Origin of the sequence: Delftia sp. WY8 (genome assembly GCF_018437695.1) — a bacterium.
GTDB lineage: Bacteria > Pseudomonadota > Gammaproteobacteria > Burkholderiales > Burkholderiaceae_C > Comamonas > Comamonas tsuruhatensis.
Genome location: NZ_CP049795.1, coordinates 2,241,092 through 2,258,770, shown reverse-complemented (window position 1 = coordinate 2,258,770; position 17,679 = coordinate 2,241,092). Strand labels below are relative to the sequence as shown.

The 17,679-nt window shown below is 62.3% G+C and carries 18 protein-coding genes; all 18 read left to right on the top strand.

What is annotated here, in order from left to right; genetic code table 11:
- Positions 1–117 precede the first annotated feature (117 nt).
- Complete coding sequence (locus tag G4D77_RS10410) at positions 118–525, top strand: hypothetical protein (protein WP_154835502.1); 408 nt, start codon at positions 118–120, stop codon at positions 523–525.
- A 26-nt stretch (positions 526–551) separates the two neighbouring features.
- Positions 552–1,061 carry an HNH endonuclease gene (locus tag G4D77_RS10405; RefSeq protein WP_154835500.1) on the top strand — a complete coding sequence of 170 codons (510 nt, stop codon included), beginning with the start codon at positions 552–554 and terminating at the stop codon, positions 1,059–1,061.
- The gene (locus G4D77_RS10400) at positions 1,054–2,772 is read left to right on the top strand and encodes a terminase large subunit (protein ID WP_154835498.1); all 1,719 of its coding nucleotides are present in this window, start codon (positions 1,054–1,056) and stop codon (positions 2,770–2,772) included. The genes G4D77_RS10405 and G4D77_RS10400 overlap by 8 nt, the downstream gene beginning before the upstream one ends.
- Entirely contained in the window at positions 2,769–4,064 is a 1,296-nt protein-coding gene (locus tag G4D77_RS10395; RefSeq protein ID WP_154835496.1) for a phage portal protein, read from the top strand. The genes G4D77_RS10400 and G4D77_RS10395 overlap by 4 nt, the downstream gene beginning before the upstream one ends.
- A 102-nt stretch (positions 4,065–4,166) precedes the next feature.
- Positions 4,167–4,922, top strand: a complete 756-nt coding sequence (locus G4D77_RS10390; protein WP_411527766.1) for a head maturation protease, ClpP-related — start codon at positions 4,167–4,169, stop codon at positions 4,920–4,922.
- A gap of 24 nt (positions 4,923–4,946) precedes the next feature.
- Entirely contained in the window at positions 4,947–6,305 is a 1,359-nt protein-coding gene (locus tag G4D77_RS10385) for a phage major capsid protein (protein WP_213757952.1), read from the top strand.
- Positions 6,306–6,354: 49 nt separating this feature from the next.
- Positions 6,355–6,594 (top strand): hypothetical protein, encoded by a 240-nt coding sequence (locus G4D77_RS10380; RefSeq protein ID WP_154835492.1) that lies wholly within the window; start codon positions 6,355–6,357, stop codon positions 6,592–6,594.
- Positions 6,591–6,926 (top strand): head-tail connector protein, encoded by a 336-nt coding sequence (locus G4D77_RS10375; RefSeq protein ID WP_154833963.1) that lies wholly within the window; start codon positions 6,591–6,593, stop codon positions 6,924–6,926. Before G4D77_RS10380 ends, G4D77_RS10375 begins: the two co-directional genes overlap by 4 nt.
- Position 6,927: 1 nt before the next feature.
- Positions 6,928–7,251 (top strand): phage head closure protein, encoded by a 324-nt coding sequence (locus tag G4D77_RS10370; protein ID WP_154835490.1) that lies wholly within the window; start codon positions 6,928–6,930, stop codon positions 7,249–7,251.
- Between the two features lie 9 nt (positions 7,252–7,260).
- Entirely contained in the window at positions 7,261–7,815 is a 555-nt protein-coding gene (locus G4D77_RS10365) for an HK97 gp10 family phage protein (RefSeq protein WP_154835488.1), read from the top strand.
- Between the two features lie 22 nt (positions 7,816–7,837).
- On the top strand, positions 7,838–8,182 hold the full coding sequence (gp17, locus tag G4D77_RS10360; protein ID WP_193726167.1) for a tail completion protein gp17: 345 nt from the start codon (positions 7,838–7,840) through the stop codon (positions 8,180–8,182).
- Between the two features lie 65 nt (positions 8,183–8,247).
- On the top strand, positions 8,248–8,718 hold the full coding sequence (locus G4D77_RS10355; RefSeq protein ID WP_154835484.1) for a phage tail tube protein: 471 nt from the start codon (positions 8,248–8,250) through the stop codon (positions 8,716–8,718).
- A gap of 113 nt (positions 8,719–8,831) precedes the next feature.
- Positions 8,832–9,311: a hypothetical protein gene (locus tag G4D77_RS10350; protein WP_154835482.1), complete on the top strand. Its 480-nt coding sequence runs from the start codon at positions 8,832–8,834 to the stop codon at positions 9,309–9,311.
- Positions 9,312–9,394: 83 nt separating this feature from the next.
- Positions 9,395–9,721, top strand: coding sequence for a hypothetical protein (locus G4D77_RS10345; RefSeq protein WP_154835480.1), 327 nt, complete (start codon positions 9,395–9,397; stop codon positions 9,719–9,721).
- Between the two features lie 558 nt (positions 9,722–10,279).
- Positions 10,280–10,498 (top strand): hypothetical protein, encoded by a 219-nt coding sequence (locus G4D77_RS10340; RefSeq protein WP_062794145.1) that lies wholly within the window; start codon positions 10,280–10,282, stop codon positions 10,496–10,498.
- Positions 10,499–10,587: 89 nt separating this feature from the next.
- On the top strand, positions 10,588–15,495 hold the full coding sequence (locus G4D77_RS10335; RefSeq protein ID WP_154835478.1) for a phage tail length tape measure family protein: 4,908 nt from the start codon (positions 10,588–10,590) through the stop codon (positions 15,493–15,495).
- Positions 15,492–16,409 (top strand): carbohydrate-binding protein, encoded by a 918-nt coding sequence (locus tag G4D77_RS10330; RefSeq protein WP_154835476.1) that lies wholly within the window; start codon positions 15,492–15,494, stop codon positions 16,407–16,409. The genes G4D77_RS10335 and G4D77_RS10330 overlap by 4 nt, the downstream gene beginning before the upstream one ends.
- On the top strand, positions 16,406–17,422 hold the full coding sequence (locus tag G4D77_RS10325) for a hypothetical protein (RefSeq protein ID WP_154835474.1): 1,017 nt from the start codon (positions 16,406–16,408) through the stop codon (positions 17,420–17,422). The genes G4D77_RS10330 and G4D77_RS10325 overlap by 4 nt, the downstream gene beginning before the upstream one ends.
- The last annotated feature ends 257 nt before the right edge of the window (positions 17,423–17,679 follow it).

Below are 17,679 nucleotides of genomic sequence, written 5' to 3'. Positions count from 1 at the left end.
GGGTTGAGGGCAGCCAAGGGGGAGGGGGTGGGTCAAACCTTGGAGGCCTCATCCCTCTAGACCGCCCTGTTCCGCACGCGCAGAAAATTCCCCCCTTTTTGATTTAGGAATCAGCAAATGGCAGGCGTCAAAGGCAAGAGTGGCGGCCCGCGCGCCAACTCTGGCGGCGCTCGCGCGGGTGCTGGCCGCAAGAAGGCGGCACCCAAGGAATCAGCAAATGGCTCGGCTGTTGAGGTGGCGATGGAGCCCCAGGCCCAGGGCGGCGCGCTGAAGCGCTCGCGGGCCAAAGCGGTCGAGATCCCGGAGCGCGACATGCTCACCCTGTTGCAGGACATTGCCCTCGGGCGGGTCGATGCCACGGCGGGGCAGATCCGGGCCGCCATCGCCGCAGTGCAGTACACGCACACGAAGAAAGGCGACGGCGGCAAGAAGGAAGAGCAGGCGGCTGCCGCCAAGAGGGTTGCCAGCCGGTTCTCGGCTGCCACGCCGCCGAAGTTGGTGGCCGCAGGGGGCAAGAAAGTGTGAGGGGCGTAGAGCCCTAAGGAGGGCTCATGTCCAAGAAAGAACTGACCGCCGAAATGGCGCGTCGGCTACTCAACTACGACCCGGTTTCAGGTGATTTGCGTTGGGTGCTGAGTCCGCGTCGGAATGTGCAGGCCGGCAGCTTGGCTGGTAGCAAGCATCCTTCTGGCTACGTGTTCATCAAGATTCATTGCGTGAGCTATCCCGTTCATCGACTGGTGTGGCTCATGACGTTTGGTGTCTGGCCATCGGATCAGATTGACCATCGGAACGGGATTCGTGATGACAACAGGATTGCAAACTTGAGAGAGTGCACCAGTGGTCAAAACAACCAAAACACGGCCGTTTATCGGAGCAACCGATCAGGGCATACCGGCGTCAGTTGGCACAAGGCGACCGGCAAATGGCGGGCGCGAATAGACCGCCAAGGAGTGCAGTACGTACTCGGTCACTTTGATGATGTGGAGTTGGCGAAGCAGGCGTATCTGAGCGCCAAGGCCGCACTGCACAGCTTCCAGCCGGTGCCGCGCCATGTCTGAGTGGACGACATCTTGCAAAGACTGGGAGAGCAGGCTGGTAGAGGGCCGCTCCATCATTCCGGCGCCGATTTTCCCGGAGCAGGCAGAGCATGCGCTCGGCATCTTCAAGCAGCTGCGGGTCGTGGACCTACCGAAGACAGTATGGGACGAGGAACTGCAGGAGTATCGCAGTCCCAATTTCGGGGAGTGCTCGGAGCCCTGGGTTTTCGACTTCGTGGCGGCCATCTTCGGTGGCTACGACGCTGATACAGGTGAGCAGCTAATCCGAGAGTACGGGCTGCTGATCAGCAAGAAGAACACGAAGTCCACAATCGCAGCCGGAATCATGCTCACGGCCCTGATCCTGTGCTGGCGCGATGAAGAGGAGCACCTGATCCTCGCGCCGACTAAAGAAGTGGCGGACAACAGTTTCAAGCCGGCTGCCGGCATGGTGCGCGCCGATTCGGAACTGTTGGAGATGTTCCACATCCAGGACCACGTCCGCACCATCACGCACCGGGTCAACCGCAGCAGCCTGAAGGTGGTCGCGGCTGACGCCGAGACCGTATCGGGGAAGAAGTCCGGCCGTGTTTTGGTCGATGAGTTGTGGCTGTTCGGCAAGCGCTCGAATGCTGCGGCCATGTTCCTGGAGGCGCTGGGCGGCCAAGTTTCGCGCGACGAGGGCTGGGTGATCTACCTAACCACGCAGTCAGACGAGCCGCCAGCGGGCGTATTCAAGGAGAAGCTCGAATATTGGCGCGAGGTGCGCGACGGCAAGATCGATGACCCGAAAACGCTGGGCATTCTGTACGAGTTCCCAGCGGCGATGGTGAAGTCAGAGGCTTACCTGAATCCTGAAAACTTCTATGTGACGAACCCGAACCTTGGCAAGTCGGTGAGCCGATCATGGCTTGAGGATGAACTCAAGAAGCATCGGCACAAGACGGACGGCACGTTCCAGCAGTTCCTTGCCAAGCATCTGAACATCCAGATCGGTATGAACCTGCATGCGAGCCGATGGACGGGCGCCGACTTCTGGGAGCGCAACGGCGACAAGAAGGTGACGCTGGAGTACATCCAGGAGGAATGCGAGGTAGTCACGATAGGTATCGACGGCGGTGGCCTCGATGACTTGCTGGGCCTCGCCATTGAGGGCCGCCTGACGGGAACAAACCGCTGCGTGCTCCGAAACAAGGCCTGGATCCATCCCATCGGGATCGAGCGCCGAAAGTCGGAGGAATCGAAGTACCGGGACTTTGAGCGCGATGGCGACCTGGTAGTCGTGAAGCGCCCGGGGCAGGACTTGGAGGAGGTCGCCGCGATCTGCAAACAGATCCACGATTCCGGCCTGCTTGCTCGCATCGGCCTGGACCCTGAGCGCACGCACAAGGTGGTGTACCAGGCACTCATCGACGCCGGGATCCCCGAGGAACTCATCATCGGCATCTCACAGGGGTGGAAGCTGACGGGCGCCATGGCCGTTGCAGAGCGAGGCCTGGAAGACGGGAGCCTCACCCACGCCGCGCAGCCGCTCATGGCCTGGTGCGTGGGCAATGCAAAGGTTGAGCCCAAGGGCAATGCCTCGCTGATTACGAAGCAAGCCAGCGGCTCCGCAAAGATCGATCCGCTCATGGCATCCCTGAATGCGGTGACGTTGATGGCACTGAATCCAGAGGCAATGGGCGGCATAGATGACTGGTTAAGTGACCCAATACGGACGGGCAAGGCATGAAAAATCGAACGAACACAGGCCTTGTCGGCCGCGTGCGCGCGGCCATCGACGGCTGGGTGCGCTCCTTCAGCTTGCGCGACAAGGACCTGTACACGGATCGCGTAATGGACAGCGAGGCGGGGGTGGATGTCACTCCCAAGGCGGTGATGCAGGTGGATGCAGTTTGGAGCTGCGTGCGCCTCATCTCCGAGACCATTGCCACGCTGCCACTGTCGATCCATGAAAAGACCTCGGCGGGCAAGCGTCTGGCAAGTCACCACCCGCTGCACTTCATCATCCACGACCAACCGAACGCGGACTCGACCGCATCGGTGTTCTGGGAGGCACTGGTGGCCTCGATGCTGTTGCGCGGGAACGGGCGAGCGGAAAAGCTCTATATCGGCACGCAGCTGGTGGGCCTGGCCTTCCTGGACCCGAACAAGCTGGTCATCACCCGCGACATCAATGGCCGAAAGATCTACCAGTACCCGCGAGCCGACGGCACGCCCCGGGAGATCCCGGCATCGCGGATCTGGAACGTGCCAGGCTTCACGCTCGATGGCGAAACAGGCGTCTCGGTGATCGCATACGGCGCCAAGGTGTTCGGGTCCGCGATGGCCGCCGAGCGTTCGGCCGCCAAGACGTTCCGCAATGGGATGCTGCCGACGGTCTACTACAAGGTGGCTGCATTCCTGAAGCCTGATCAACGGCGGATGTTCAAGGCCGAGATTCAGGGTTCGGTGGAGCGCGGCGAGGCCCCGGTGCTGGAGGGTGGAACGGATGTCGGGACCGTCGGCATCAACCCAGTTGATGCACAGCTCCTGGAGTCGCGGGCCTTCTCGGTGGAGTCTATCTGTCGCTGGTTCCGTGTCCCGCCGTGGATGGTCGGACACACCGAGAAGTCCACCAGTTGGGGGACAGGCATCGAGCAGCAAATGATCGGCTTCCTGACGTTCACCCTCGGGCCATGGCTTCGCCGCATCGAGCAGTCCATCAGCAAGGACTTGATGACGCCGGCCGAGCGCATGCGTTTCTATCCCAAGTTCGCCGTGGAGGGCCTCTTGCGAGCCGACAGCGCAGGCCGCGCCGCGTTCTATGCCGCGATGGTTAACAACGGGATCCTGACGCGGGACGAAGTGCGCGAACTGGAAGACCGGGAGCCGATGGGCGGCAACGCCGCTGTGCTGACGGTCCAGTCGGCCATGACGACCCTTGACGCCCTGGGCCAGGAAGGCGGCGCAGACCAAGCAAACCAGGCCCGGGCCGCGTTCCGCGCGTTCCTGGGCTTCAACGAAGAGCCGCAGAAAGGCTGAACCATGAGCATGAAGAACTTGCCGGTGGCCCCGATGGGTCGGCCGAGCGCTAGCCTGCGCAGCGAAATCCTCCCGCGCGCTCTGGGGCGCTGGAGTCCCGAGGTGCGTGCAGCTGATCGCGACGAAGAGCGCTCAATCAGCATCTACGACGCCATCGGCTACGACCCCTGGACGGGCGAGGGCGTCACAGCCAAGCGCGTTGCTGGCGCACTGCGCAGCCTGGGCAAAGGCCCGGTGACCGTCAACATCAACAGCCCTGGTGGTGACATGTTCGAGGGCCTGGCCATCTACAACCTCCTGCGCGAGCACGAGGGCGAGGTGAACGTCAAAGTCCTGGGGCTGGCCGCATCGGCGGGATCGGTGATTGCGATGGCCGGTGACACGGTGCAGATTGCCCGCGCCGGCTTCCTGATGATCCACAACGCTTGGGTCGTCGCCATGGGCAACCGCAACGACCTGCGCGAGCTGGCTGCCTGGCTGGAGCCATTCGATGCCGCCATGGGCGACATCTACGCGTCCCGCACGGGCCTGGAGGCCAAGGCCATTGCCAAGCTCATGGACTCCGAGTCCTGGATCGGTGGCGCGGCGGCCGTGGAGCAGGGCTTCGCAGACGAGCTGCTGGCCTCCGACCAGGTGGGCAAGGGCGGCGGCAACGCCAGCGCCTCGGCGGTGCGCCGTCTGGAGGCTGCATTGCGCAACAGCGGTATGCCCAAGAGCGAGGCCATGCGCCTCATCAGCGATTTCAAGTCCAGCGTGGGTGATCCCGCTGGCAGCGGTGCGGGCGATCCCACCGAACGCGCCGGCAGTGATGCTGGTGCACAAGTGCTCTCTGCACTCCGTGATTTCTCCTTGACCTGACCCAATCTTTGAAAGGCAAACACCATGCAACGCAAGTACCTCTCTCTCGCCGTGATCGCGTTGTGCGCGATCTCCATCAGCGCCCAGGCCATGGGCTTTGATGTCGCGGCTCATACGCACGCCTTCCTGCTTGCGCACCCAGACGTGGCCTTGGCCCTGGGCGGGGCGGCATTTCTGGGTGAAACCCAAAATTTCAGCCCCACCGAAATCAAGGCTGCTTTGGACAAGATCAGCAGCCAGGTGAAAGAAGCCGGCGAGAAAGCCTTGGCTGAAGCTGCCAAGGGTGTGCAGATGTCCACTGCCAACAAAGAAAAGGTGGACGAACTGCTCATGAAGCAAGGTGAACTGCAGGCCAACCTGCAGGGCGCGCAGCAGCTGCTCGCGAAGCTGGAGGCCAACGGCGCTGGCGGCGACGTGCAGCACCAGTCGCTGGGCCAGCAGTTCGTAAACAACGAAAAGGTCAAGTCCTTCCTGGGCGAGACCACTCCGCGCGGCCGCGCTGACATGACCATCAAGGCGGCCATCACCAGCGTGACCACCGACACCGACGGTGCCGCTGGCGATCTGGTGCAGACCACCCGTCTGGCAGGCGTGCAGGCCCTGCCGCAGCGCCGCATGACCGTGCGCGACCTGATCACCCCCGGCAACATGGACGGCAACGCGCTGGAGTACGTGAAGGAAACGGGCTTCACCAACAATGCCGGCATGGTGGCCGAGGGCGCCAAGAAGCCTGAGTCCAGCATGAAGTTCGACCTGGTGAGCACGACCGCCAAGGTGGTCGCGCACTACATGAAGGCCTCGCGCCAGATCCTGAGCGATGCCTCGCAGCTGGCTAGCCTGATCGACGGCCGCCTGCGCTACGGCCTGGCCTTCAAGGAAGAGCAGCAGTTGCTCAACGGCGACGGCACTGGCCAGAACCTGCTGGGCATCATCCCGCAGGCCACGGCATTCGTTGCCCCCTTCGACCCGGCCGGCACCGAGACGAACATCGACAACATCCGCCTGGCGTTCCTGCAGGCTGAGCTGGCCGAGTTTCCGTCTACGGGCGTGGTGATGAACCCCATCGACTGGGCGCGCATAGAGCTGCTGAAGGACACCACGGGCCGCTACATCATCGGCAACCCGCAGGGCATCATCGGCGCCTCGCTGTGGAACCGCCCGGTGGTCACGACCCAGGCCATCACCGTCGACAAGTTCCTGGCCGGCGCCTTCAAGCTGGGCGCGCAGCTGTTCGACCGCTGGCAGGCGCGTGTCGAGGTGGCCACGGAGAACGAAGACGACTTCGTGAAGAACCTGGTCACCGTCCTGGCCGAGGAGCGTCTGGCCCTGGCCGTGTATCGCCCCGAAGCCTTCATCTACGGCGACTTCGGCAACATCACCTGATGGCTGGGCCCGCTTCGGCGGGCCTGCCCATCTCCACCAGGAGAGAGCCATGCTCATCAAGTTCAAAAAGCCGGACCCGCGTGCCGGCATGGTCGCTCGCATGGACAGCAGCCGAGGCCGGCAGCTGATCGACGCTGGCGCTGCTGACCAAGTGTCCGAATCGGTTGCCCAGGAGCAGCCCGCCGACGTGCAGCAGTCCGCCGAGGCCGAGCAGCCCAAGGCGGCAGACGCTGGCGCTGCTGACCAGGTGCCTGCAGCCGCCCGGAAGCCGGCGCGAGGCAAAAAGTGAGCCTCATCGACCTGCCGACGGCAAAGCTGCACCTGCGCGTCGATGTCGATGATGAGGACGCCCTGATCGAGCTCTACATCGGCGCGGCCGAGACGGCGGCCAGCGACTTCCTGAACCGGAACGTCTACGCCACCCAGGCCGACCTGGATGCTGCTGACGAGCCAGAGGAGGCGATGCCCATGGTGATCAACCCCGCCGTGCGGGCCGCCATCCTGCTCATCCTGGGGCACCTGTACGCAAACCGCGAGGATGTTGTTTCCACGGCTGCCAACAAGCTGCCGATGGGCGCGCATTCGCTGCTGTACCCGCATCGGGTCGGCCTGGGGGTGTGACATGCAGGCCGGCACTCTCAAGGACCGCATCCACATCCAACGCAAGACAGGCGGCGCGGATGACTGGGGCACTCCGCTGCCTGAAGGCTGGGAGAACATCTCCACGGGCCGCATCGCAGCCAACGTGCTGCACAAGTCTGGCCTGGGCACGATCAAGGCAGACGCAGAGGTGTCCATCGTCCGCGCGAGCATCCGCATCCGCCGCCGCGCCGGCCTGGACGCCGGCATGCGCGTGCTGTTCGGGTTGTCCATCTACAGCATCGAGGCAGTGCTTCCCGGGCCGACCCGTGAATACATGGACCTCGTCTGCAAGCTCATCCAGTGAGGTGCGGCAATGGCGAATGGAACCAACTCTTTCACCATCCGTGCTGACACTGCGGCCCTGGATGATTTCCTGGATGCGCTGGGCGAAGCTGCCGACCAGGCCGTGCGCCCCGCTGCGCAGGCCGGCGCGCAGGTGCTCTACGAGGCGGTCAAGGTCAACGTCAGCTCCATAGGCAGCGTGACCGGCAACCTGGGCCGTGCGGTCTATCAGGCGTTTTCTCCTGAGCACTCCATTGATGGCGTGCAGGCGCAGTACCACGTCAGCTGGAACGCCAGGAAGGCGCCTCACGGGCATCTGCTGGAGCGGGGATGGGTGCAGCGCTACGCAGTGACCATCGCCAAGGGTGGCAAGTGGGTCACGCGGGTGCGGCCCGAGGCGCAGGGTAAGCCCCGGCCGAGGCGCCGCGCCACGCAGGCCGAGAAAGATGCGTACTACGAGCCTCGGCCTGGGGGTCCCGTCCACCGGCTTGGATATTTCTTTGTCGCTCGCGCTGAAGACTCCATGTCCAAAGCCATTGAGGCTGCGAATCTGGAGCTGCAAAAGCGCTATGACCAGGTGAAGTGACATGAGCTATGAACCCGCCCTTGTGGCCATCCTGACGGCGCTGTGTCCGAGGTCTTTGCCGGTTGTCGTCCCATGGGGAACCAAGATGCCCTATGTGATCTGGCAGCGCGTTGGCGGCCGCGCGGTGCGCAACCTCGACAAGCGGCCAACAGGCAATCTGCGCAATGGTCGCGTCAGCATCACGGTCTGGGATGAAACGCCCATGAAGGCCACGGCGCTGATCCGCCAGATCGAGGATGCCTTGACGGCCTCCGATGCCATCCAGTGCACGCCGCTGGATGAACCTCTGGACATGTTCGATGACGGCGGCAGCGATGTCGTGATCTTCGGCATGCAGCAGAGCTTTTCAATCTGGGCGCGCCGATAGCGCCCGACGCTTTCTCAACCCCGGCCCGCAGCAGCGGGCTTTTTTACGTCCGAAAGGAAAACGCCATGGGCGCACAAACCGTTGCCGGGACCAAGATCGGCATTTCTGCAGCACTGCCCGCCACCTACGACAAGGATGGCTATGCGGCTTTGACCTTCTCCAAGATTGGAGAGATCACCAACGGCGGTAGCCACGGCCGCACCTACCAGGTGGTCAACCACAACCCCATCGACACGCGCGGCACCCGCAAGTACAAGGGCTCGTTCAACGAGGGGCAGAAGACTATTCAGCTCGCTGTGGACGCCGCAGACCCGGGACAGATCATCGTCAAGGCCGCACTCAACTCCGATGCTGCGTATGCCTTCGAAGTGAAGTACCAGGATGGCTCCATCGACTACTTCACGGGCCTTGTGACCAGTTGGTCCAAGTCCACTGAAAGCGTGGACAGCATGTACTCGGCCAGCGTCGGCCTGGAGCTGACTACCTCCAAGGATGGCGTCGGCATCATCGAAGTGCCCGCGCCTGCCGGCCCCTGACCCTTTCTCCTTCGGCCCTCGGGCTACCCCAGCACCGGCCCGGCTGTTTCGTCTCTAAGCGGAGGCGGGCAGTCGGGCGCGGGCATTTCCATCTCCTCCGCTGAAAGATCCCCATGACCAAGTCCATCACCCAAGCCGTGGCCGTGGCCACATCCGCCGCCGTCGCTGCAGCCGAACTCGTGGACATCACCGCATTCGATCTGGTGAGCGCCTGCGAGGCAGGCCACAAGTTTGTGCTGCGCAACCCGGACGGCTCGTCCACCGGCATCACCCTCATCGTGCGCGGCACGTTCGCGCCCGAGGTGGTCGCCTGGAACTCCGGCGTTGCGGAAAAATTCCTCAACGAGCAGCGCGCGGCTCAACGCCGGGGCAAGGCTCCCAAGGCCAAGACCATCGACGAGATGGAGGCCCAGAACATCGAGGGCGCCGTGGTGCGTGTCGCTGGCTGGGAGGGCGTCCGCCAGCCCTACAGCGCCGACCAACTGCGCGCCGCGCTCAAGCGCAATCCGCACTGGGCCGTGCAGATCATCGAGGAGTCCGACAGCCTGGGAAACTTTGGCGCGACCTCGGCATCCAGCTCCGAGGCTACGTAAAGCAGCTGGCCTGGCTGCAGGCGCCCGTCGATCCGCCTAAGGGCTCCAGCGATGACGCCCCACGCCAAAGCAGGGCACAGCGCATGGGCGATGACGCAGACCTGCCTTTGCCCGAGCTGGAGGACGGTTATCACTTCATCGCGGCGCTGATGGAAGTGGGGCCGGTCTCCTATGCGGGGATGGACCTGGCGCCCATCTCCTGGCCGGAGATAGCCGCCTGGCAGCAGGCCACGCGGTGCCCATTTCGCCCGCATGAGCTGCAGCTGCTGCGCAGCCTGTCGGCTGCCTACCTGGAGCAATACCGGCTGTCCAAAAGCGATGCCTGTCCATCGCCCGAGATCGTGCGGCCCGAGGATGGAGAGCAGGCCAAGAAGCTGGCGGCCCACATCAAGAGCATGTTGCGCGGATAGTTTTCTGCGGCAATCAAGTTCTCACTTGCTGATGAAACTCTCTATTGGTCGGGGTGCGCCCTAACTCCATTCCATTATTTGTCTCCAATAGAATCAACGGTCTCAATCAAGGGGAAATTATGGGATTCGGAAAAAGGGCGCTTCTGGCCACGATGCTGGCTATTTCGATAGCAGGTTGCGGAGGTGGCGACGATGGCCCTGTCACAAAGACAGGGAGCTATGAGGTCGAGGTGGGCCGAAGTGTCATTGGTGCACCAAGCACTTCACCCACACAGCCCCAGGATGAGGCAGTCGTCACCTACCGTACTCCCAGAGGTGTGCAGCAGACTCGCACTGTTGGAGGGAAATTTTCGACGCCGATCTGGGTTGAAGATGGAGATGCACTGTACGTGTCTGCTCAGCGCGGTATGGGAAACGCCAGTGTCACTGTCAAGATCACCATTGAAGGTCAGGACTTCCGAAAGGCGACATCGTACGGGCCGGCATCCATTGCGACTGCCTCGGGAACCTGCTGCCGACGCTAAGCCCAGATACCCGCGCGGAATTTAGGAGAAAAATGTGAAGTATGTCGTTTACGCAGGCGCTGTTTTTGGTGTCTTTTTTATGTTGGGGACCATTGGCGTCAAGGGTGCTCCGCAAGAGGCTGCTCTTGCGGCAATGGCCTGTGCTTCCTGCATCATTCCATACGTTGTTTTTCGTGTCCGGCAGGCTTCCGTGGAAGAAGAGCAGCGAAAAAAGATCATTGAGTTGCTGAGGGTGATCAGTCAGGACAAGTAGACGCCTCACCAGCCATCCGCATACAAGCGGAATTCCTATTTAGCCCCTCGGCAGTGCCGCGGGGCTTTTTTATTGCCTGGACGGTACGCATGACAGACACCACGCGCAAATCAAATCTTGAGTTTGGTGTACGCAACAACACCAAGGTCGGCCTGTCGGAGATCAAGCAGGATGTCAAAGCCGTGGGCGATGAGGCCGCCCAAGCGGGCGCCAAGGCTGGTGCGGCTTTCGACGGCATGGGCAAGAGCAGCCAGACGGCTGCGAGCAGCATTGATCGCAGCACGCGCAACATCATCAGCTCCTTGGAGCGTGAGATGGCCGCCATGCTGGCCGGTGGCAAGGGCACTGCCGCCTATTACGAGACCATTGCCAAGCAGCGTGGCGCTGACATGGCAGCGCTGGGTCCGTACCTGCAACAGATGCGCCTGTTTGAAAAGCAGGCTGAGGAATCGTTTAAGACGGTGGGCATGTCTGCGCGGGCGACCTCGGCCGCAATGCGCGGTGTGCCGGCCCAGATCAGTGACATCGTAGTCAGCCTGCAGGGCGGTATGCCGGTCATGACTGTCGCCCTCCAGCAGGGTCTGCAGATGCGTGACATGTTCGGCGGCTTTGCTGCGGCCGGCAAGGCATTGGGAAGCACCCTGCTGGGCCTGGTCAATCCTTACACCGTTGTAGCGGCTGCAGTGGTGGGCTTTGGCGCAGCCATGGCGTACTCGGAGAGCACGCTGCGCACCAACATGACGCTGATGGCGCAGTTGGAGGCCACAGGGCGCGCGGGCTTCCTGAACTCCGATGCCATCAAGCAGCTCAAGAAGGAGATGATTGAGCTGCCGGGGATCAGCAAGAGCATGGCCTCGGCCATCATCGCGGACCTGGTGCAGGTGCGAACCCTGGGCGGCGAGGCGCTGCAGAAGATCGCATTGCTGTCGGCAGACTTTGCAACGGCCACGGGCCAGGATGCCGCCAGCGCCGCAAAGGAATTGGCAAAGGCGATGGAAGAGCCTGCCAAGGGAGCGCGTGTCCTGGATGAGGCCTTCAATTTCCTCACCGTGTCCCAGCTGGTGGCCATTGAAGCCATGGTGGAGGCCGGCGACAAAGCCGGCGCTCAGGGCGTGGTGCTCGATGCCTTGGGCGTTCGGCTCAAGGACCTTGCGGACAACAGCCTGACGCCGCTGCAGACCGCCACCAAGAACTTTGGCGATGCCTGGGACCAGGCCATGGCGAACGTCGCCAACGCGGGCACGCTGACGGCTGCCAATGATCTGGTCGCTGGGCTGGTGAACCGCTTTGCGGAACTGGTGGGCTGGTTGAACCGGGCCCGGTTGCCTGACTGGATGGAGCAATCGTTCAAGGGCGGTCTCAATGGCATGGTCTACAGGGCCATCGTCGGCGACAACACTCCCAAGCCTGCCTTCACTGGCGGAACGACAGGTAGCTGGGGCGACAACACGGGCGGCGCCTCAGGTGGCTGGGGCACGACAGGTGCGAAGTCCGCGGCCGACCAGGAGCTGTCCGAACTGCTGGACACCACCAAGGCTTTCAAGGGGAAAAAGGATGCCGTTGAGGATCTGAACAAGACGCTCGGCAGGCTGCAGACGCAGCAGCAGCGCTTGCGCGATGAGGGGCGCGGCGATTCCAAGGAAGCGGATGAGCTGCAGACCCGGATCAACGGCATCAACGAAAAGATCAAGTCGCTGAGCAAGACGCGCGGCGACGGCGCCAAGAAAGAGCAGTCTGCCTATGCCGAGCTTGCGGCCTCGATCCAAGCCAAGATTGACGCCAACAAAGCGGAAGTCACCCAGTCCGGCAAGCTCAACGACGCCCAAAAGGCTGAGATCAAGCTCAATGCCGATCTGAAGGAAGGAAAGATCAAGCTGTCGGCCGCGCATGAAGCCGACCTGCGCGGGCGCATTGCGGTCTGGAAGCAGCAGGAAAAGGACAAGGCGCAGGCCAAGGAAAACGTCGCGCTCTACCAGCAGCAGTTGGACATTGAAAAGCAGGTCACGGAGGACTACCTCAAGCGCTCCAAGGCCCTGGAATCGGCGCGCCAGGCCATGGACGCTTACGAGAAGTCGGCGAAAGAGGACTTCGAGCGTCTGCAGCTGGAGGCGGGCCTCATTGGCATGAGCAATCAGGCGCGTGCAGTGGCCTTGGCCCAATACGATGCCGAGCTGGAACTCAAACGCAAGATTGCCGAGATAGAGCGACTGGATGCGACCACATCGCAAAAGGATGAGCTGATCGACCGGGCGCGCGTGGTTTCCTATCAGCGCGTGGCCAGTGCCCAGACCAAGGCCTACAACGACGAATGGAACAAGGCCTTTGACCAGGCCAGCCAGTCGCTCAGCGATGCGCTGATGGCGGGCGGCAAGAACGGCGCCGAGTACATCGAGGGCCTGTTCCGCTCCCTGGTCCTGCGGCCGGTGATCCAGGCCATCGTGGCGCCTATCGCCGGGGACATCGCCTCCACGGTGCTGTCCATGCTGGGCATGGGACCCAGCGGCAGCTCGGGCGGCGGATCTGGCATGGGGTTGGGCAACGTCTCCACCATGTACCGGCTGGGCACTTCATCGATGATGAAGGACTTCGGCCTGGGCCTGGGCAACCTGGTCAACAACGCCGGCGGCAAGCTCTACAACCTGGGCCTTGAGAAAGTCGGCAGTTCGCTGATCGACTTCGGCGACACGCTGACGAAGTATTCCGGCATCGTCAACAAGGCCGGCGCCGCGTTCAGCTACGTGAGCGCAATTTTGAAGATTGCGGACGGCAAGTGGGGGGCGGGTATCGGAACTGCTGTGGGGCAGTGGTTCGGCGGCCCCATCGGTGCCTTTATCGGCAACTGGATCGGGGGCTTGCTGGACAAGGCATTCGGCTCGCGGGGTGCAAACCACTCGGGCGGCGTGGCGTCCACTGCCACCACGGATCGGGACACGGCCGCGCGCCAGGCGCTGGGGACCGATGCCTGGGGCAACACCTGGGGAGACTTCACCAAACGCGCCAATAGCGACATCGACAAACAGGTGGGTGACTCCATCAAATCGATGTTGGACTTGTATAACGCGCTGGCCAAGTTCTCGAACGGCACAGCCAAGGAAATCGACATCGCCGGTGGGTTCTCGCTCAACCCTGCGTACAGCGATGAAGGTGCCATGGGCTTTTTCCAGATCCTGGACAAAGCCACCGGCGAAGTGCTGACCAAGTACAAGAATCGGGACCTGGATGCAGATACAAAGAAGGCCTGGGCGCAGTACATGGCGGACATGGGCGGGGCGGTCATCGACCAGCTCAAGAAGGCGGACATTCCGGGCTGGATGCGCGAGGAGTTCGACGCGCTGGGCGAGAACATCACCATCGAAGGTCTCAACGAAGCATTGCGCACCATCGCAATGATCGATGCGGCATTCCGTGGATGGGCTGACACCCTGGTGGGCTTCGCCAATCTGACCGCAAAGGCCCAGACCGAACTGCTGAAGTTCTCGGGCGGCATCGAGGCACTGTCCAACAACGTCAATGCCTTCTATTCCAGCTTCTACTCGGAAGAGGAGAGGGCGGGCATCCTGCAGCGTCAGGTGCGGGAGGGCCTCAAGGCTCTGGGGGTGGACATCGACCCAGCGGGCGGCGAAGAGGCCAAGAAGAAGTTCCGCAAGTTGATCGAAGACGCTTTGGCGTCCGGCAACACGGAGCTTGCCGCAAAGCTTTTGGCATTTGCCCAGATGTTTGGCGTGGCGGCGGACTATGCCCAGAAAGCTGCGGAGACGGCGGCTGATGCGGCAAAGACGGCAGCGGACGAAGCGGCGAAAGCGCTGGCCGATGCGCGGCAAAAGGCCAAGGACGCTGCCATGGCGAACTTTGAAGCCGCCGTGCAGCGCGAGCAGGACTACTGGGGCGCCATCGCCTCTGCTGCGCAATCGGCCATCAGCAGCATGTCTGCTGTGCTGGCCACGCTCAAATCCAATGCGCGCGAGCTGTATGGCACCGTGGAATCCACCCAGCAAATGCTCGCAGCGCGGGGAATGGTCTACATAGAAGAGGCCTTGGAGGGCGTGCGCGCTGGCAGAAAGATCACTGAATACAGTGATCTGAGTGACGCTATCAGCGCAGCCCGCAGCGGCATCAACTCCCGCGCCTATGCCACGCAGTTTGAAAAGGACCGCGACGCGCTTGTGCTGGCGGGCCAGCTCGCTGACCTGGCAGAGCAGGGCGATGTCCAGTTGAGCCAGGAGGAGCGGCTGCTGAAGAACGCGCAGGAGCAATTGGAGCGCCTGGACAAGACGCTCGGCTACTGGCGCGATCTGCTCGAAGGCAACGACAAGCAGATTGATGCCACGCTGAGCGTTGAGAAGGCGATTGAAGCGCTCAAGAAGCTGATGTTCCCAGAGGCCTCTGGCAAGCCTGGCCAAAAGCCGGGCGGCGGCGCGGTACTGGGGCCGGGCACCTCGCCAGGCAGCACGCCAACGCCCACGGATCCTGACTATGTGCGCCCCCGCACTGATGGCTCTGGCGGGACTTGGTACGAGCCGATCACAGACCCCGGGCGCGTGGCTGAGCTCGACAAGCTCGCAGGTGGGTATCACAAGTTCGATGGCACGGGTGATGCTGCTGGCCTGAATCAGTGGATCAAGGACAACAACCTCAGTCCCAAAGACTTGGCGGACTTGTCCGGCTTGTACGAGAGCGACTGGGAGAAGTGGTTCAAGAACAGCGGCCTGCCGTCCTATGACATCGGCACGAACTTCGTCCCGCGCGACACGCTGGCCATGGTCCATCAGGGCGAGGCCATCGTGCCCAAGGCGTTCAACCCTTGGGCGGGCGGTGGAGGGGGCGGCGGGGATCTGGCCGCCGAGGTCCGCGCGTTACGGGCTGAGGCCGTGCAAAACCGAGAGGAGCGCAGGCAGCAGGCCGGCGAGATTGTGCGCCTCAATGCGCAGATCGCACGGCTGCTGCAGCGCTGGGACGGCGATGGACTGCCGCATACGAGAGAGGAGGCAATTGCATGAGCTTTTCATCGCTCACCGTTGTGGCGCCGTTGGCCGTGACTCCAGCCATGCTGGTGTCCACCAACGTGCCCGAGACGGACTATCCAGAGTGGGCGGCCGGCACGACATATGCGAAGGGCCAGCGGGTGATCCTCGCTGCTCAGCACAAGGTCTACGAGAGCGCGGCGGACGGCAACACGGGGAACAACCCCGCGACGCCGCCCGATGAGCCAAAGTGGCTGGAGGTCGGGCCGACCAACCGCTGGAAGCCATTCGACAAATCGGTCAGCAGCCAGGTCAAGCAGGCCAACTCCATCACATACCGGATCAAGCCCAGCCAGGCGATCACGTCGCTCGGCCTGCTCAACGTCGCGGGCGCCACAAGCATCCGCGTACGTCTGATCGATCCGACGTATGGCACGGTCTACGACAAGACCACTTCGATGGCCGCAGTTCCTGTGGCTACAGGTTGGTGGGAGTGGTATTTCGGCGAGCGTCTGGCCCCCACGCAGGCGCTGCTGCAGGACCTGCCGAGTTTCCCGATGGCCGACATCCTCATCGATATCGCTGGCACGGCCGCTCTGGCCGTGGGCGTGATCCTGATGGGGCAGCGCCGTGTTTTTGCCTTGGGCGTGAAGTCCGGCGCACGCGTTGGGATTCAGGACTATTCACGGAAAGAACGCACCGAGTTCGGGGACGTTGTGCTCGTTGAGCGCGCGTATGCCAAGCGCGCGTCCTTCCAGTTGCTTTTGCAGTCGTCCGAGGTTGATTCCTTCAACGACTTCTGCGCATCGGTTCGCGCCACTCCATGCCTCTGGATTGGCTCCAATCGATTCGAGTCCACGGTGATCTATGGCTTCTACAAAAACTTCGAAATCATCCTGTCCTATTACGACTATGCGGACTCTGAACTTGAACTGGAGGGCCTGACATGACGGATCCCGTCAATCCATCACCCATCACTGAATTGCCGCCTGCGCCGGCTCCAACCGATACGCCTGCGGAATTCAACACGAAGGCATTTGCCACGGTCGCCGCTCAGGTGACCATGGTGCAGCAGATCAACGCTGAGAATGCGAAGGTCTACCAGAACGCGGTCGCCGCGAATGAGCGTGCGAATGCAGCGGGCGGATTTCGAGATCAGGCCCAAACGGCGGCGGGTACAGCCACGACAAAAGCGGGCGAAGCTTCTGGCAGCGCCTCAGCTGCAGCTGGATCGGCATCGGCTGCCTCTGGATCTGCTGGCGCCGCGGCTGGAAGTGCGAGCACCGCATCTACCCAGGCCGGCATTGCCACGACTCAGGCTGGCAATGCCAATACAGCCCGGATCGCATCTGAGTCCGCGCGAGATGCGTCTGTTGCTGCGCGCGATGCGTCGCAGGGCTACAGGGATCAGGCCGCTGTCTTTGCAACCCAGCAGATCAAGGGCAGCAGCACGACGAGCGTGACGCCTGGCGCTGGCGCAAAGAGCTTCACGATCGAGGCCAACCGCTCGTTCGTCGTGGGCATGTACGTTGTGGCCACAAGTTCAAGCGACCCCACTATCCAGATGAGCGGTCCTGTGCAGAGCTACAACCCGACCACTGGAGCTATGGTGATCGCAGTGGACTCGTACCGGGGGGCGACTGCGAAGGCTGACTGGGTCATCGGCGTGGCCGCCCAGGGCAGCAGTGGCATGGCGCAGCAGGTGATCACAGAAAACACCACGGCTGTGGCTGGCGTGATCTACATCATCAATGCCGCAAACGTCACTCTGACGCTGCCCACAAGCGGTCTGACTACTGGCGCAACGATTGGCATTCGACTTGCTGCGCCTGTCAGCTATTCCCAGGTGATCAATTTCGGATCAGTCCCATTTCGCGGGCAGGCCGCCGCTGATCGCTACATCGACAAGCCAGCTTTTGGGCTGGATATCAAATATGACGCTACCGCAGGAGGATGGATATGAGCGGACCAATTTCTGAGCTCTTCGGAGCGTCTGCAGGTGGTTTCTACGAGCAAAAGCTGATTCTCACGTCTAGCACTTTCACATGCCCATCGGATGGACTGTATCTTTTAACTGCTATTGGAGGAGGGGCTGCCGGCACAAATAGCGGTCGAGGCGGATGTGCCGGAGGTTTTGCCAACAGACTTTGGAGGCTTACGCGCGGTGCTGTGGCAAATATCACGATTGGAGCGGGCGGTGCAACGAATGGCGCATCTGGC

Bases quoted from the DNA above. Each gene is read 5' to 3' on its own strand.
- G4D77_RS10405 (WP_154835500.1), top strand. From the start codon at position 552: ATGTCCAAGAAAGAACTGACCGCCGAAATGGCGCGTCGGCTACTCAAC.
- G4D77_RS10350 (WP_154835482.1), top strand. From the start codon at position 8,832: ATGACCAAGTCCATCACCCAAGCCGTGGCCGTGGCCACATCCGCCGCC.
- G4D77_RS10335 (WP_154835478.1), top strand. From the start codon at position 10,588: ATGACAGACACCACGCGCAAATCAAATCTTGAGTTTGGTGTACGCAAC.
- G4D77_RS10395 (WP_154835496.1), top strand. From the start codon at position 2,769: ATGAAAAATCGAACGAACACAGGCCTTGTCGGCCGCGTGCGCGCGGCC.
- G4D77_RS10400 (WP_154835498.1), top strand. From the start codon at position 1,054: ATGTCTGAGTGGACGACATCTTGCAAAGACTGGGAGAGCAGGCTGGTA.
- G4D77_RS10345 (WP_154835480.1), top strand. From the start codon at position 9,395: ATGGGCGATGACGCAGACCTGCCTTTGCCCGAGCTGGAGGACGGTTAT.
- G4D77_RS10365 (WP_154835488.1), top strand. From the start codon at position 7,261: ATGGCGAATGGAACCAACTCTTTCACCATCCGTGCTGACACTGCGGCC.
- G4D77_RS10385 (WP_213757952.1), top strand. From the start codon at position 4,947: ATGCAACGCAAGTACCTCTCTCTCGCCGTGATCGCGTTGTGCGCGATC.
- G4D77_RS10330 (WP_154835476.1), top strand. From the start codon at position 15,492: ATGAGCTTTTCATCGCTCACCGTTGTGGCGCCGTTGGCCGTGACTCCA.
- G4D77_RS10410 (WP_154835502.1), top strand. From the start codon at position 118: ATGGCAGGCGTCAAAGGCAAGAGTGGCGGCCCGCGCGCCAACTCTGGC.
- G4D77_RS10380 (WP_154835492.1), top strand. From the start codon at position 6,355: ATGCTCATCAAGTTCAAAAAGCCGGACCCGCGTGCCGGCATGGTCGCT.
- G4D77_RS10370 (WP_154835490.1), top strand. From the start codon at position 6,928: ATGCAGGCCGGCACTCTCAAGGACCGCATCCACATCCAACGCAAGACA.
- G4D77_RS10355 (WP_154835484.1), top strand. From the start codon at position 8,248: ATGGGCGCACAAACCGTTGCCGGGACCAAGATCGGCATTTCTGCAGCA.
- G4D77_RS10325 (WP_154835474.1), top strand. From the start codon at position 16,406: ATGACGGATCCCGTCAATCCATCACCCATCACTGAATTGCCGCCTGCG.